This is a genomic window from Micromonospora sp. NBC_00858 (genome assembly GCF_045207365.1).
Taxonomy (GTDB): domain Bacteria; phylum Actinomycetota; class Actinomycetes; order Mycobacteriales; family Micromonosporaceae; genus Micromonospora.
Genome location: NZ_CP108828.1, coordinates 2,296,737 through 2,311,185 on the forward strand (window position 1 = coordinate 2,296,737; position 14,449 = coordinate 2,311,185).

The 14,449-nt window shown below is 74.3% G+C and carries 16 protein-coding genes; 8 read left to right on the plus strand and 8 right to left on the minus strand.

Annotation, left to right across the window (positions count from 1 at the left end):
* Positions 1-97: 97 nt before the first annotated feature.
* From OG990_RS10840 to OG990_RS10855, 4 genes are all read left to right on the plus strand, one after another.
* A complete protein-coding gene (locus OG990_RS10840) occupies positions 98-874 on the plus strand; it encodes a lysophospholipid acyltransferase family protein (RefSeq protein WP_406080212.1) in 777 nt (258 codons plus the stop codon).
* A gap of 160 nt (positions 875-1,034) precedes the next feature.
* A complete protein-coding gene (locus tag OG990_RS10845; RefSeq protein ID WP_406080213.1) occupies positions 1,035-1,802 on the plus strand; it encodes a glycerophosphodiester phosphodiesterase in 768 nt (255 codons plus the stop codon).
* 16 nt (positions 1,803-1,818) lie between these two features.
* Positions 1,819-3,210 (plus strand): MFS transporter, encoded by a 1,392-nt coding sequence (locus OG990_RS10850; RefSeq protein WP_386991401.1) that lies wholly within the window; start codon positions 1,819-1,821, stop codon positions 3,208-3,210.
* Positions 3,211-3,264: 54 nt separating this feature from the next.
* The gene (locus tag OG990_RS10855) at positions 3,265-3,981 is read left to right on the plus strand and encodes a thymidine kinase (RefSeq protein ID WP_386991399.1); all 717 of its coding nucleotides are present in this window, start codon (positions 3,265-3,267) and stop codon (positions 3,979-3,981) included.
* Here OG990_RS10855 and OG990_RS10860 read toward each other — a convergent pair.
* Entirely contained in the window at positions 3,948-5,180 is a 1,233-nt protein-coding gene (locus tag OG990_RS10860) for a low temperature requirement protein A (RefSeq protein ID WP_406080216.1), read from the minus strand. The genes OG990_RS10855 and OG990_RS10860 overlap by 34 nt on opposite strands.
* Positions 5,167-5,625, minus strand: a complete 459-nt coding sequence (locus OG990_RS10865; protein WP_355604398.1) for a hypothetical protein — start codon at positions 5,623-5,625, stop codon at positions 5,167-5,169. The genes OG990_RS10860 and OG990_RS10865 overlap by 14 nt, the downstream gene beginning before the upstream one ends.
* A 142-nt stretch (positions 5,626-5,767) precedes the next feature.
* Between OG990_RS10865 and OG990_RS10870 the strand changes: the two genes are divergently transcribed.
* The 3 genes from OG990_RS10870 to OG990_RS10880 all read left to right on the plus strand — a co-directional run bounded on the left by OG990_RS10870 (position 5,768) and on the right by OG990_RS10880 (position 9,126).
* A complete protein-coding gene (locus tag OG990_RS10870) occupies positions 5,768-7,471 on the plus strand; it encodes an acyl-CoA dehydrogenase family protein (protein ID WP_406080218.1) in 1,704 nt (567 codons plus the stop codon).
* Between the two features lie 30 nt (positions 7,472-7,501).
* Positions 7,502-8,677: a PQQ-binding-like beta-propeller repeat protein gene (locus tag OG990_RS10875; protein ID WP_406080220.1), complete on the plus strand. Its 1,176-nt coding sequence runs from the start codon at positions 7,502-7,504 to the stop codon at positions 8,675-8,677.
* A gap of 77 nt (positions 8,678-8,754) precedes the next feature.
* Entirely contained in the window at positions 8,755-9,126 is a 372-nt protein-coding gene (locus OG990_RS10880; protein ID WP_328416661.1) for a VOC family protein, read from the plus strand.
* A gap of 40 nt (positions 9,127-9,166) precedes the next feature.
* Here the strand turns inward: OG990_RS10880 and OG990_RS10885 are convergent, their stop codons facing one another.
* Positions 9,167-10,012 (minus strand): LLM class flavin-dependent oxidoreductase, encoded by an 846-nt coding sequence (locus tag OG990_RS10885; RefSeq protein ID WP_406080221.1) that lies wholly within the window; start codon positions 10,010-10,012, stop codon positions 9,167-9,169.
* A gap of 30 nt (positions 10,013-10,042) precedes the next feature.
* Positions 10,043-11,041 (minus strand): tyrosine-type recombinase/integrase, encoded by a 999-nt coding sequence (locus tag OG990_RS10890; protein ID WP_328416665.1) that lies wholly within the window; start codon positions 11,039-11,041, stop codon positions 10,043-10,045.
* Between the two features lie 97 nt (positions 11,042-11,138).
* Between OG990_RS10890 and OG990_RS10895 the strand changes: the two genes are divergently transcribed.
* Positions 11,139-12,203 carry a helix-turn-helix transcriptional regulator gene (locus OG990_RS10895; protein WP_406080222.1) on the plus strand — a complete coding sequence of 355 codons (1,065 nt, stop codon included), beginning with the start codon at positions 11,139-11,141 and terminating at the stop codon, positions 12,201-12,203.
* Between the two features lie 21 nt (positions 12,204-12,224).
* Here the strand turns inward: OG990_RS10895 and OG990_RS10900 are convergent, their stop codons facing one another.
* The 4 genes from OG990_RS10900 to OG990_RS10915 all read right to left on the minus strand — a co-directional run bounded on the left by OG990_RS10900 (position 12,225) and on the right by OG990_RS10915 (position 14,382).
* Entirely contained in the window at positions 12,225-12,719 is a 495-nt protein-coding gene (locus OG990_RS10900) for a GNAT family N-acetyltransferase (protein WP_355604416.1), read from the minus strand.
* 122 nt (positions 12,720-12,841) lie between these two features.
* Positions 12,842-13,261: a DUF6069 family protein gene (locus OG990_RS10905; protein ID WP_406080224.1), complete on the minus strand. Its 420-nt coding sequence runs from the start codon at positions 13,259-13,261 to the stop codon at positions 12,842-12,844.
* A 76-nt stretch (positions 13,262-13,337) separates the two neighbouring features.
* Positions 13,338-13,814, minus strand: a complete 477-nt coding sequence (locus OG990_RS10910; RefSeq protein ID WP_355604422.1) for a MarR family transcriptional regulator — start codon at positions 13,812-13,814, stop codon at positions 13,338-13,340.
* Positions 13,815-13,866: 52 nt separating this feature from the next.
* The gene (locus tag OG990_RS10915) at positions 13,867-14,382 is read right to left on the minus strand and encodes a DUF2087 domain-containing protein (RefSeq protein ID WP_406080225.1); all 516 of its coding nucleotides are present in this window, start codon (positions 14,380-14,382) and stop codon (positions 13,867-13,869) included.
* Positions 14,383-14,449 lie beyond the last annotated feature (67 nt).

Sequence of the window (14,449 nt, forward strand, 5' to 3'; positions counted from 1 at the left end):
CTGATCACCCCGGCCGCCCGGCCCGGCGCCGGCCGCCGCGGGCAACCAGGCGACCCGCCCTCGCGGCCCCGCCGCCGCGTGCGACGATGGCGCGCTGATGGACACCGCGCACTCCCCCTGGCGACCACCGCTGATCTGGCGCGCCGCCCAACTGCTGGCCCGGGCCCTGGTCGGCCTGCTGGCCCGCCTCGAGGTCACCGGCGACGTCGCCGCGCACCTGCGTCGCGGACCGCTGGTGCTGGCCGCCAACCACATCAGCCCGTTCGACCCGGTGGTGATGGCCGCCGCCTGCCAGACCCGCGGCATCGCTCCCCGGATCATGGCGACCGCCGGGCTGTTCCGCGCCCCGGTGATCGGCACCCTCATGCGCCGCGCCGGACACATCCGCGTCGACCGCGGCACCAACGCCGTGCACCGGGCACTCGACGCCGCCACCACCGCCGTGGCAGGAGGTTCGGTGATCCTCATCTACCCCGAGGGGCGCATCGGCCTGGACCCCGGCATGTGGCCCGAACGCGGCAAGACCGGCGCCGCCCGGCTCGCCCTGGCCTGCGCCGCCCCGGTCATCCCGGTCGCCCAGTGGGGCGCCCACGAGGTGCTGCCCTACCGGGCGCCCCGGGGAGCGCTGCGGGGCATCGCCCGCTCGCTGTGGCGCCGCCCGGTGATCCGCGTGCACTTCGGCGAACCCGTCGACCTGGGCGAGGTGAGCGCCGCCAGCCCCGGCGCCGCCCGCCGGGCCACCGACCGGATCATCGACGCGCTCACCGACACCCTCGCCCCACTGCGCCCCGACGAACCCGACGCGCCCCGGCAGGTCGACCCGGGCCGCCCGAGCGACCCCAGTCGCGCCCATCGCCGCCGGCCGGGCAACTGACCGGGCGACTGGCACAGCGATCACGTGTCGCAACGCCGGATCGGGGCGCCGAGCCGAGCACCGCCGGCTCGGTCGGCAGGAGAGGCGAGGGCGACCACCGGTCGACGAATGTCGCCGGCAGGTCACCCAAGGTCCACCGGCGGCGGGCATACTGCGTCGCGTGCTGACCCGATCCGGCTACCTCGACGCGCCCGCGCCGCTGGCGTTCGCCCACCGCGGCGGCGCCGCCGACGGCGACGAGAACACCACCGAGGCGTTCGCCCGCGCCATCGGCCTGGGCTACCGGTACGTGGAGACCGACGTGCACGCCACCGCCGACGGGGTGGCGGTGATCTTCCACGACCCGACGCTGCGCCGGATCACCGGCGAACCGGGGCGCATCGCCGACCTGCGCTGGGACGACCTCGCCTCGGTGCGGGTCGGCGGTGCGGCCGTCGTACCCCGGCTCGACGAGGTGCTGGGCGCCTGGCCGCAGGTCCGCTTCAACATCGACGTGAAGGCCGACGGCGGCGTCGAGCCGACGGTGGCCACCGTGACCCGGGCCGGCGCCGCCGACCGGGTGCTGCTCGCCTCGTTCAGCGACGCCCGGCTGACCCGGCTGCGGGCGCTCACCGAGGGGCGGGTCGCCACCAGCCTCGGCATGCGCGGGGTCGCCCGGCTGCGGGTCGCCTCCCTGCACGGCCGCCCCCTGCGGCTGCCCCCGTCGGTGGTCGCCGCGCAGGTGCCGCCCAGCTACGGGCGGGTGCCGGTGGTGGACCGCCGGTTCCTCGACTACTGCCACCGACTCGGCCTTCAGGTGCACGTCTGGACGATCGATGAACCCGCCCAAATGCACGACTTACTGGATCGTGGTGTGGATGGCATCATGACCGATCACGTCGGCGTGCTGCGCGACGTCTACCGCAGCCGCGGCCACTGGGCCGCCTGACCGGCGAAGGACCCCGATGGCCGAGACCGTGACCCCCACGGTGGACGAGACCCCGCCCCCGGCGAGCACCCGCCGCGAGCGGAGCGGCTGGTACATCTACGACTGGGCCAACTCCGCCTTCCAGACCACCGTCATCACGGTGTTCCTCGGCCCGTTCCTCACCACCGTCGCCGAGTTGGCCGCCGGCTGTCAGTTGGGCGCGGACGACTGCGACGGCTACGTGCACCCGCTGGGCATCCGGGTGGCCGCCGGCTCCTACTACCCGTACCTGATCTCGCTGTCGGTGCTCCTCACCGTTTTCGTGCTGCCGGTCATCGGGGCGATCGCCGACCGGTCGGCGCACAAGAAGCGACTGCTCGGCGGCGCCGCGTTCACCGGCGCCGGCGCGACCATGGCGATGGCCTTCGTCACCGGCGACCGCTACCTGCTCGGCGGGGCGCTGTTCCTGGTCGCCAACATCTCCTTCGGCGCGGCCATCGTGGTGTACAACTCGTTCCTGCCGCAGCTCGGCGGCCCCGACGAGCGCGACGGCATCTCCAGCCGCGGCTGGGCGCTGGGCTACCTCGGTGGCGGCCTGCTGCTGGCGTTCAACCTGGTCGCGGTGACCCTGTTCAGCGAGGACGACAACCCGCAACGCACCCTGGATCTGGCCCGCTGGTCGATCGTGTCCGCCGGGGTGTGGTGGGCGGCATTCACCCTGATACCGCTGCGCTGGCTGCGTGAACGCCCCACCGCGGCGGCACTGACCCGCGGCGGCAACGTGCTCACCGACGGGTTCCGGCAGCTGGCCCGCACCCTGCGCGAGATCAAGGCGTACCCGCTGACGCTGTTCTTCCTGCTCGCGTTCCTGGTCTACAACGATGGCATCCAGACCGTCATCACCCTCGCCAGCCAGTACGGCACCGAGGAGTTGCGGCTGGAGCAGAGCACCCTGATCGTCACGATCCTGCTGGTGCAGTTCCTCGCCTTCGGTGGCGCACTGAGCCTCGGTGCGCTGGCCCGGCGCATCGGCGCCTGGAAGACCGTGCTGCTCAGCCTGGTGCTCTGGACCGGTGTGATCATCGGCGCGTTCCGGCTGCCCGCCGAGGCGCCGGTGCCGTTCATGGTCCTCGGCGCGGCCATCGGCCTGGTCCTCGGCGGCAGCCAGGCGCTGAGCCGGTCGCTGTTCAGCCAGCTCATCCCGGCCGGCAAGGAGGGCGAGTACTACGGCTTCTACGAGATCAGCGACAAGGGCACCAGCTGGCTCGGGCCGCTCGCGTTCGGCCTGGTGTTCCAGCTCACCGCCTCCTACCGGGTGGGTCTGGTCTCCCTGCTGATCTTCTTCGTGGTCGGTTTCCTGCTGCTCCTGGCCGTGCCGATCCGCCGGGCCATCGTCGCCGCCGGGAACACCCCGCCCCGGGTGCTCTGACCAGCGTCCCGCTTACGCCGATCCAGGATTGCCGATGGGCTAGGCTGCCCGACCGTGACCGACGACGACGCCACCGCCCCGACCTGCCTGGCTCACCCGTTCCCCGGCCAGCCGCACGCTCCGGCCGGGTGCGCGGCCGCGCGCGGGCTCGACGGGCGCCCGGTGCACGCCGCGGCGTTGAAGTTCTTCTGGGGGCCGATGGACTGCGGCAAATCCACCATGGCGTTGCAGATGAACTACAACCACGCCCGGCAGGGCCGCCGTGGGCTGGTCACCACCCGCATCGACCGGTCGCTGGGCCCGCAGGTCACCACGCGCATCGGTCTGGCGCACGAGGCGATCGAGGTCACCGACGACCTGGACCTGCGGGCCCTGGTCCGGGGCCGGTGGGCCGACGGGGTACGCGTCGACTACCTGATCTGCGACGAGGCGTGCTTCTACACCGTTGAGCACGTCGAGCAGATGGCCGAGCTGGTCGACAGCTACGACGTGGACGTGTTCGCCTTCGGTCTGGCCACCGACTTCCGGTCCTGCCTGTTCCCCGCCGCGCAGCGGCTGTTCGAGCTGGCCGACGAGGTCGCCCGCATCCAGGTCGAGGTGCTGTGCTGGTGCGGCCGGGAGGGGCTGCTCAACGCCCGGGTGGTCAACGACCGGGTGGTCCGGGAGGGCGCGCAGGTCGTCATCGGCGACACCGTGGACACCGCAGATGTGCGCTACCAGGTGCTCTGCCGCCGGCACTACCGCTCGGGCGACCTGGGCCCGCGCGACTGACCGCTGCGCTCACGCCGTGCGGGGTCGGCGAACCGGTCCGCGATGATCACCGTGACGGTCACCATGGTGGCCAGCGCCGCGCACGCCGCGACGGGCAGCGCCAGCAGGACGCAGGCTGGCAACAACGCCAGCAGTACGACCACCCCCGCGATCCGGCTGGTCGGCCGGATCCGCCACAGCACCGCCTGATAGGCGGCGTGCCCGGCGAGGAACAGCGCCGGACCGCCCAGGGTGAACAGCGCGGCGACCGTGGTGGCGTCCGCACCGGGCTCGCGCAGCAGCCGCTCGTCGCCCGCCGCCGTGACGATGATGCCGGCGACCATCACCGGGTGCAGGTAATTGAACGCCACTCGGCTCAACCCGCCGGTGCGTTCACCGGCGCGGGCGATGACCTCCGTCGCGGCCGGCGCCGAGCGCGCGAAGTACACCCACCACAGCGCCACCGAGCCGGCGAACGCCAACAGGAACGCCGCCGATGTCACCGTGTCCAGGTGCTGGGTGAGGGTGCTCCCGGTGAGCAGGATCGACTCTCCCAGCGCGATCAGGATGAACGCCTGGCACCGCTCAGCCAGGTGCCCGCCCTCCACCATCCACCGCTCGGCGCGGCTACGCCCCAGACCGGGCACCGGAAACCCGATCGACAGGCCGATCACTTCGATGACGATCGCCCCCGCCCACAGCGCCTCCCGGACATCCCCGGCGGCCATGCCTCCGAGCACCACCAGCACCGACGTCCCGACGAACCACGGCAGCGTTTTCTGAAACCCGTCGGCCAACCACGATTGGCCCTGCACCGCCCACAGCGCGAACAGGGTGCGGCCGATCTGGAGCGTCGCGTAGACCACGGCGAAGAGCAGACCGGTATCGGCGAACGCTTCGGGGATCGCCGCCGACATCAGCAGACTGCCCAACATCAGCCCGATCAGCAGCGCCCGCACCGGCGCCTCGTTCGGTTGCAGCCAGTTCGTCAGCCAGGCGGTGTAGACCCAGACGAACCACACCATCGCCAGCAGCAACGCGGTCCGTCCGGCGCCAGGCCAGTCCGGGTGCTCGATGAGATAGTGCGACAGCTGGGTGACGGTGAAGATGTAGACCAGGTCGAAGAAGAGCTCGGTCGAGGTGGTCGGCTCCATACCCCGCCGCTCGCGCAGCAACCAGGGCCGCACCGGCTTGACGACCGGCGACTCAGAACGGGTCACCGCAGACCCGCCAGTCCCCGTCCTCGCGGATCACGGGCAGCCGACGTTCCTCACTGGTGCCGCCGGCTCGGGTCAACCGCACGGTCACCGTGCCGTGCGGGCGTCCGCCACGGGTGGCCACCGACACGTCGGTGATCTCGTAGTCGGTGACCATCGGCGGGGTACGCACCCAACTGGTGAAGCCGATCGAGCTCCAACGGGTGCGCGCGTCCGCGCAGAGCCGCTCGTACGCCCCGGCGGTGTCGCCGACGGCCACCTCGTTCAGGAACCCGTCGGCGGTCTCCCGGATCGGGCCGGCGGCCTGGCGTACGGTCTGCAGGTTCCAGGCGCCCAGCCCGGCCACCCCGACGCAGCACAGCGCCACGCCGAACCCGGCGAAGGCCAGCCCGGTGCGCATCGGGCGGTGCCGCCGGGCCGGTCGGCTCCACGGCTGGCCGGCACTCACGACTACCGACCGTAGAGAACGTCGTCGCGCAGAGCATGACAAGCCGGAAACTGGGTGCGCCCGATGGTCGGGTGTGCCCTGTTCGGACCGGCCACGGATCGTCTACCGTCGGCGCACACCCCCAGTGCCAGGGAGCCGATGGATGAGCCGCTTCGTGCAGCCGGTACCACCCCCCGCCGACCCGTACGCCGGTGACGCCCTGCTGCGGTCCTGGCTGGAGCGTCACCTCGGCCCGGCCGGGCACGCCGCCGCGAAGGGCCGCCTCGCCGACCTGGCCGCCGACGTCGCCGGGCCGCTGCGCGCGGCGCACGCCGACGCCGAGGCGCACCCGCCGAGGCTGGTCCGCTACGACCCGTGGGGCGCCCGGGTCGACCGGATCGACACGTCCGCCGGCTGGCAGGCGCAGCGGGCCGCCGCCGCCCGGCACGCCGTGGTCGCACTGCCCTACCTGCCGGACGCGCGCGGCACCTGGGGTGCTGCGGCGCGGGTGGTGCAGCACGCCCTGCTGCACCTGTACGGCCCGGAGTCGGCGACGTTCTCCTGCCCGGTGGCGATGGCCGACGGGGCGGCGACGCTGCTCAGCCTGCCCGACGTCGACGCCGGGGTCCGCGACGCATGGCTGCCCCGGCTGATCTCCACCGACCCGGCCACCGCGATCACCAGCGGGCAGTGGATGACCGAGTCGCAGGGCGGCTCCGACCTGGGTCGCTCCAGCACCGTCGGCCGGCCCGCCGCGGACGGTTCGTGGCGGCTGACCGGGGAGAAGTGGTTCTGCTCCGCCGCCGACGCGGCGATGGCGGTGGCGCTGGCCCGACCGGAGGGCGCCCCGCGCGGCAGCCGGGTGCTCGCCCCGTTCCTGGTCCCCCGGTACGCCGCCGACTCGCCCCTGGCCGACGGGGTCGCAGCGGGGGCGCCCGCGCCGGGCGTCACCGTGCACCGGCTCAAGGACAAGCTCGGCACCCGGGCACTGCCCACCGCCGAGATCGGCCTGCACGACGCGTATGCCGTGCCGCTGGGCGACCCGGCGGTGCCCGGCCTGGTCCGGGCGATGACCCTGGTCGTGGTGACCCGGGTGCACAACGCCGCCGCGGCGGCCGGCGGGATGCGGCGGGGCCTGGCCTACGCCCGGGCGTACGCGGACGCGCGCCACGTCGCCGGCGGCGCGCTGGCGTCCTCGCCGCTGCACCGGGCCACCCTGGGCACCCTCGCGGTCGACGCGGCGGGCGCGTTCGCCCTGGCCGGGCACGCGTTCGCGCTGCTCGGCCGGGTCGAGGTCGGCGCCGACCCAGCGGCCGAGGCGGAGCTGCGCATCGTGGCGCCACTGGCGAAGCTGGCCACCGGCCGGCTCGCCGTCAGCTCCGCCAGCGAGTACGTGGAGAGCTTCGGCGGGGCCGGCTACGTGGAGGACACCGGCGTACCCCGGCTGCTGCGCGACGCGCAGGTGCTGCCGATCTGGGAGGGCACCACCAACGTTCTGGCCCTGGACGTGCTGCGCGCGCTGGCCCGAGAGGACGCCGGGGCGCCGCTGCTGAGCCGGCTCGCCGTTGCCGTCGACCTGGCCCGGCCGCTGTCGCCGGCACTGGCCGACACCCTGGCCACGGCCGCCGCGCAGCTACGCGACACGGTCACCGCGGTGACCGCAGACCCGGGCGCCGCGGCGGTGCTCGCCGGCGCCCGTGGCCTGGCGCTGCGCCTGGCGTACGCGCTGACCACCGCACTGCTCGTCGAGCACGCCGCGTGGGGTGACGAACAGGCGGAACTGGCCGCCCGGCTGTGGGCGCGGCGCTGGCTGCGGCACGAGGAGATCGCGGAGGACGCCCACAACCACCTGGACCTGCTCTGCTGACCGGTCGGCGCGAGCGGGCGGGTGGACACCATGTCGGTGCTGATCGAGCTGGGCGACGACCGGGGCGCGCCCCTGGACGACCTAGGACCGCCGTCTCCGGCGGCCTCCCGGCCAGGTCGGGTGGGCCTGTTGCTGGCCGCGTGCGCCCTGCTCGGCGGCGCCGCCGCGCCCGTACACCTGACGCCCCGGGTCGGGCCGGCGCTGCCCGCCCGTGCGACCGTGCTCAGCGCGGGTCCGCTGCTGCTGGTCGTCGACGCCGGCACCGACCCGCCGGCGCTTAGCGCCTACGACGCCGCCGTGCCGCACCGCCCGGCGCGGTGGCGGGTCACCGTGCCGCCGGCCACCCGGTGGTCCGCCGAGGCGGCCGATGACCTGCTACTGCTCACCGAACGCGACCAGGTAGGCCGGGCGACGGCGACCACCGCGCGGTCGGTACGCACCGGCCAGCCGCTGTGGCGGCGGCCCGAGCGGGTGTACGCGGCCGGCGACGCGGCGGTGGCGGTGAGCGAGGTCCGCAGCGCCTCTGAGCCGGGACGCCGGGTCGAGGGCACCGTGCACGGCGTCGACCCCGCGACCGGTGCGACCCGATGGTCGGTGCCGGTGCCCTCGACGGCCATGCTGAGGGCGCTCCCCGGCACGCCCGGGCGGGTGCTGCTGGTGCAGGACGACGGGCTGGCGCGGCTGCTCGACGCCCGCGACGGCGCGGTCCGCGGGCAGGGGCGGCTTCCGCCGGCCGACTACGGTCCGGACAATCCGCAGGTCATCGGCGGGCACCTGGTGCTGCGCCACCCGACCGGCAGCGGGGCGGCGCTGACCGGGTACGACCTGCCGGGGCTGTCGCGGCGCTGGCAGGTGCCGGTCGAGCCGGGCGAGCTGACTCTGCGGCCCTGCCAGGGCCTGGTCTGCGGGCGCGACCGGCTGGGCCGGTGGGCCATGGACGCGGGCACCGGCATGCGGCGCTGGACGTGGCCGGCCGGAGCGCGCTGGCACACCCTGGCGGGCGCTCGGATCGGCGCCGAGCCGCTGCTGCTGCTCGGGACGGCGTCGGACGGCCGGCGCACCCTGGTCGCGACGGTGGGCCGGGACGGCCCCCGGGTGCGCGCGGTGCTGCCGGCGGGGCTGACCGACTGCCGTCAGGCCGGCGCCGGGCTGATCTGCCGTGACGGCGCCGCCCGGGTGACGGTGTGGCCGCTCGACGCGCCCTGATCGTCATCCTCTCTCGGTGCGAGAAACGCCGATGTACCTGACAGCGGTTGGCAGGTACGTGAGGGCAGACTGCCGGTATGACGACAACCGCTGACCTCGCCATGGTCAACCTGGACAGCTCAGACCCGGCCGCGCACGCCGCGTTCTACCACCGCGCGTTGGGCTGGGAGATCACCCACAGCGCAGCCGAATACGCCATGCTCAGCGGCGGCGGCGTCTCGATCGGCTTCGGGCTGGTAGAGGGTTACCAGCCGCCGTCCTGGCCCGACCCGGCCGGCGGTAAGCGCTACCACCTCGACCTCTACGTCGACGACCTGGCCGTGGCAGAGAAGGAGTTCGTCCAGGCCGGCGCGTCGAAGCCGGAGTTCCAGCCGGGCGGGGAACGGTGGGTGGTGCTCATCGACCCGATCGGGCAGCCGTTCTGCATCTGCCCCCGCCCACAGGGCTGAGGCTTCCGCCGCCACTGCCGGCTGGGTGCTGGGCGGCGGGTCAGCGCAGCGGGCCGCGGGCGACGGCGACCCGCATCGTCGCCGGGTCGCCGACCGGGACGTACTCGAGCCACCAGGTGGCGCCGGCCGCGGCGAGCTCACCGAGATAGGCCCACTCGGCGCGTTCGTCCGGTCGGCGCCGCCGGCCGCCGATCGCCACGTCGAACGGCTGGCCGTCGGCGCGGGTGGGTGGCAGGACGGCCACCAGCTCGCGTACCTCATCGGGGGTGAAGTCAGACCACCCGTCGGTGTCGGTGAGCTTGTACGGCACGATGCCGTCGGCACGGGCGGCCCGGCGTCGCACCGCCCCGGCCTGGGTGCTGCCGCCGACCCAGACCGGCACCCGGGGCGACTGCACCGGAGCCGGCCGCAGCGCCACCCCGTCGGCGCGGTAGTGGGTGCCCTGGTGGTTGACCGGCTCCCCGCTGAGCAACCCGGTCAGCAGGTCGAGGCCCTCGTCGAGCATGGCGGCCCGGACGGCCACCTCAGTCGGCTCGCCGAACGCGACCAGGCCTCGGTCGCCGGGGTCGCCGACACCGACCGCGACGGTGGCCCGGCCCGCGCTGAGGTGGTCGAGGGTGAGCACCTCGCGGGCCAGCTTCGCCGGGCGCCGCCGGGGCAGCGCGGTGACCGTGGTGCCCAGCCGCACCCGGCTGGTGCGCCCGGCGATCGCCGTGAGCACCAGCCACGGGTCGTAGGTGGACGGGTCGTCACCGGAGTGGTGGATCACGTAGTCCTCCAGGAACACACCGTCCCACCCGGCGCGCTCGGCGAGCTCGCCCAGCTCGACCAGGGTGGACACCGTGACGGAGGCGCCACCGCAGGGAAGCTCCAGGCCGTGTCTCATCCATCGACCGTATGGCGGGGGTACGACGGCTCAGCCGCGACGGCGGGACCGAGCCGCCCACACCACGTACGACGGGTCGCGGTCGAGGTTGTGCCGGTCCCGGTCGTAGCGGCGGGTGGTACGCGGATCGGCGTGCCCCATCGCGTCCTGCACGTCCTCTAGCGGGACACCCTCCGAGCGGGCGGTGGTGGCGAAGGCGTGCCGCAGCGAGTGCGGGGACAGCCTCGCCCAGGCGGGGATGCCGGCCGTCCGGGCCAGGCGGCGGACCAGCCGGAACACCGAGTGCCGGTCCATCCGGGCGCCACTGGCGGTGACCAGCAGTGGCCCGCTCAGCTGCGGCACCGGCACGCCGGTGGCGGCGGCCCGCTGGGCCAGGTAGGCGTCCACCGCGTAGCCGGTGCCCGGGGTGAGGGCGCGCCGGCGTGCTTTGCCGCCCTTGCCGATGAAGCGCACGCTGCGGTGCCCGCGTTCGGTGCCCAGGTCGGCCAGGTCCAGTGAGATCAGCTCGCCGACCCGCAGGCCCAGGTCGGCCAGGAGCGCGATCGCGGCCCGGTTGCGGGCGGCCGTCTGGCCGGTGTCCGCGTCGGCCGCGCTCAGCAGCGCGTCCACCTCCTCCGGGGTGAGGCCGACCGTGGCGGAGTGGTCCCGGTCGACGCGGGGCCGGTCCGCGCCGGAGACCGGGTTGGCTGGCATCGCGCCGAGCTTGACGAGGAAGTCGTACCAGCTCGACAGCGCGGAGAGCCGGCGCGCCACGGTCGCCGGGGTCAGCGGTCGGCCGCTGCGGGCGCCGAGGGTGGACTCCAGGGCCCGGGCGTACTCGTTGACGTGCAGGAAGGTGACGTGCAGCGGGTCCAGGTCGCGGCCGGCGCACCAGGTGAGCCAGCCGGTGATGTCGCGCCGGTACGCGTCGCGGGTGTGCTCGGACAGCCGGCGGTTGCGCAGCCAGGCCTCGGTGACGTCGACCGGCCCGCCGGGCAGGGCCGGTCGGGCGGTCGGACGGGCGAGCACCGGAGCGTCGGAGGACACCATGTGAAAAAGTTTCTCAGCTCCGGATGGGAAGACCCTGAAGGCGCGCCGAGGGATGCGCCCGGTGTCGGGGTGCGGCGCGCCGGCTACCGTCGGGCGGGTGCGCGCCAGTCGGTTGGTCTCCCTGCTGCTGCTTCTGCAGACCCGGGGGCGGATGACCGCGCCAGAGCTGGCCGAGGCCCTGGAGGTCTCGGTCCGGACGGTGTACCGGGACGTGGAGTCGCTGGGCGCCGCCGGGGTGCCGGTGTACGCCGAGCGCGGTCCCGCAGGCGGGTATCGACTCCTCGACGGCTACCGCACCCGGCTGACCGGGCTGACCGCGGGTGAGGCCGAGGCGCTGTTCCTGGCCGGTGTTCCGGGTCCGGCCGCCGAGCTGGGCCTGGGTTCGGTGCTGGCCGCCGCCGAGCTGAAGTTGCAGGCCGCACTGCCGGCGGACCTCACCGACCGGGGCGGGCGGATCCGGCAGCGGTTCCACCTGGACGCGCCGAGCTGGTTCCGCGAGCCCGAGCCCACCCCGCACCTGGCCACCCTGGCCGACGCGGTGTGGGAGGACCGCCGGATCCGGGTGCGCTACCGGCGGTGGCAGGCGCCCCGGGAGGTGACCCGCACCCTCGACCCGCTCGGCGTGGTACTCAAGGCCGGCCGGTGGTATCTGGTCGCCGCCGCCGACGGGCAGGTACGCACCTACCGGGTGGGCGCCATCCTGGAGCTGACGGTGCTGGCCGTGCACGTCGACCGGCCGACCGGGTTCGACCTGGCGGCCTGCTGGCGGGAGCACGCCGAGCGCTACGAGAGCAGCGTCTACCGCGCCGAGGCCCGGGTACGAATGACCGCAGCGGCGCTGGCGCAGACCGTGCATCTCTTCCCGCCAGCGATGAGCCGGGCGGCGCACGCGGCCGCCGGAGCGCCGGACGCGGACGGCTGGCTGCTCACCACCGTGCCGATCGAGTCCATCCGGCACGGTCATGTCGAACTGCTCAAACTCGGCGCGCAGGTGCAGGTGCTCGCCCCCGCCGAGCTGCGAGAACGTCTCACCGACACCGCCCACGCGCTCGCCGCGCTCTATCCACATGCCGGTGCCGACCGCGCGGGAGAGCCGGAGGTGGACGCCGACCAGCCGGGCGGTGCTTCTGTGGAGACGATCGATGCTCGGGGCGGACGCTGAGCACGCTGCTGGCTCAACCCCTCAGCGGAGCCGCTTCTCGAACCAGTGCTCGGCGTACGGGCCCTGCGAGTACGCCGGGATCTCAACGTAGCCGTGCCGGGCGTACAGGGCGCGGGCCTCGACCAGGTCGGCGCGGGTGTCCAGCCGGATCCGGTCCGCCCCGGCCGCCCCGGCGTGCCGCTCCACGGCGGCGAGCAACGCGGCGCCCCCGCCAGCGCCGCGGTGAGCGGGGCGGATGAACACCCTGGTCAGCTCGGCCCAGTCCGGGTACCACCGCAGCCCGGCGCAGCCGGCCAGTTCCGCGCCGTGGTGGGCGAGCACCAGCAGGCCGCTCGGGTACGTCAGGTCGTCGCTGGGCAACTCGGCCAGCGCCTCGTCGACCTCGCCGGGCAGGGCCGGGCGACGGTGGTAGCGGACCACCATCTCCGTCATGTACTCGCGGAGCAGCCGTGCCGCATCGGGCTGATCGGGACGGACGGTGGTGGTCACCCAGTCGGGTCGGACGGTTGTGGTCACCTGTCGATCATCAGCGTCCGGTCAACGGCATTTTCCGCCGTCCCAGGGCCGCCGGTGGCAGGGCGAGCAGGGCGAACGTTCCCGGGCCGCCGGCTCCAGGCGGGTGCCGGCGGCCCGGCACGCTACCGGCGGCGGGACGGCAGCAGCGCGATCAGCGCGACCGCCACGGCCACATGCATGGCGCCGAGGGCGAACTTGGCGCCGGTGGTGGCCTCGATGCCGAACAGCGGGCCGAAGGAGAGCACGGTCACCAGGACGGCCAGCGAGATCCAGACGATGCGGGCGACCCGCGGCGCGAACCGCTCCAGCAGTGCCAGCGCCGCCCAGCCCAGCAGGGCCGCGCCGAGGGCGATCCCGATGATCTGGCCCGGCCCGATGACCAACGCGGGTTGACCCGGACTCTCGACGGTGTAGTCGACTCCGGCCACCTCGCCGATCCCCCAGATGACCAGGCAGGCCAGGACGGCGGCGGCGACGCCGACGACGCCACGGCGCAGTGACGAGGTGGCGGTGGTGACGGTTGGTTCGGCGGTCGCACTCATGACGGCTCCTCGATCGGGGGGCACGAACAAGTGCGACCGTAGCAGATAGTCCCGTCCAAGACTATCTGCTACGGAACTAGCATCCGGAGCGGCTGCCGGGCGCGTATGGGGAGGTGTTGGCCAGCGGGCCGCTCACCAACGCGGTGAGCGCGCGCAGGAATGCCTCCTGGTCCTGCACGGGCAGGGTGGCGAGGAGATCGGCCTGAATGCGGCGCACGACATCCTGCGCCCGTTCCAGGACCCGCTCCCCGGCGGCCGTCACCGTGATCAGCCGGGCGCGGCGATCCGTCGGCGCAGGGCGACGCTCGGCCAGCCCGGCCCGCTCCAGCTGGTCCAGCGTGACGACCATGGTGGTCTTGTCCACGCCGCACCGTTCGCCGATCTCCCGCTGGGTCAAGCCCCCGATGCGGGCCTGCGCCAGGACGTAGTGCGCCCGCGGCGAGATGCCCAGCTCGGCCAGGCCCGCGGCGTGCTCGGCCTGGAGCGCGTGGCTCGCCCAGGAGAGCAGGAACAACAGGTCGGGCGGGCCGTCGGTGGGCGTACAGGAGGTCATGCACGGAGGCTAGCAACATGTTCCGAGACGGGACGGTTCGCGCAGCGGACGATCAGGGCCGCTGATAGATCCCGTGCTCGCGGGTGAGCAACTGCTCGTCGATCAGGTAGCGGCGCAGCGTGGCGTGGTCGGACCCGCCGGCGGCGCACCACGGTTTGAGCGCCTCGTCCACCACCCGCTCGGGGTACCGCGTGCCCGACTCGAAGGACCGCTCGGCGATGTGTGCCAGCAGCACCCGCCGCCGGCCGCGCTGTGCCGGCAGGCCCACCAGCACGTCACCGCGTAGGAAGGTGCGCAGCACCGGGTCGTCGGCCGGGCCGGCGTCGTCGGCCGGACGGCGTTCGCGCGCCGCCGCCCGCAGCGACACCTCGTCGGCCGCCAGGGCGCCGTCGGGGCCGGTCACCAGGCCCGCGTCGGTGAGCCGGCGAATCGCGGTGTGCACCGCCCGCGCCGGCAGATCGGTCCGCTCGGCGATCTGGGCCGCGCCGGCCGCGCCGAGCACGATCGCCGCGAAGACCCGCCGTCGTCCGTCGTCGGCCAGGGCGCCGGCCAGAGCATTCGCTGTCACGCCGGTCACCCTTGCACCAGCGGTACGCGGACCGCCAGGCGATTTTCGGGCGCGTGGCGTCGGCCGG

Bases quoted from the DNA above. Each gene is read 5' to 3' on its own strand.
- OG990_RS10890 (WP_328416665.1), bottom strand. From the start codon at position 11,041: ATGGTGTCCTCCGACGCTCCGGTGCTCGCCCGTCCGACCGCCCGACCG.
- OG990_RS10870 (WP_406080218.1), top strand. From the start codon at position 5,768: ATGAGCCGCTTCGTGCAGCCGGTACCACCCCCCGCCGACCCGTACGCC.
- OG990_RS10885 (WP_406080221.1), bottom strand. From the start codon at position 10,012: ATGAGACACGGCCTGGAGCTTCCCTGCGGTGGCGCCTCCGTCACGGTG.
- OG990_RS10850 (WP_386991401.1), top strand. From the start codon at position 1,819: ATGGCCGAGACCGTGACCCCCACGGTGGACGAGACCCCGCCCCCGGCG.
- OG990_RS10840 (WP_406080212.1), top strand. From the start codon at position 98: ATGGACACCGCGCACTCCCCCTGGCGACCACCGCTGATCTGGCGCGCC.
- OG990_RS10880 (WP_328416661.1), top strand. From the start codon at position 8,755: ATGACGACAACCGCTGACCTCGCCATGGTCAACCTGGACAGCTCAGAC.
- OG990_RS10905 (WP_406080224.1), bottom strand. From the start codon at position 13,261: ATGAGTGCGACCGCCGAACCAACCGTCACCACCGCCACCTCGTCACTG.
- OG990_RS10875 (WP_406080220.1), top strand. From the start codon at position 7,502: ATGTCGGTGCTGATCGAGCTGGGCGACGACCGGGGCGCGCCCCTGGAC.
- OG990_RS10910 (WP_355604422.1), bottom strand. From the start codon at position 13,814: ATGACCTCCTGTACGCCCACCGACGGCCCGCCCGACCTGTTGTTCCTG.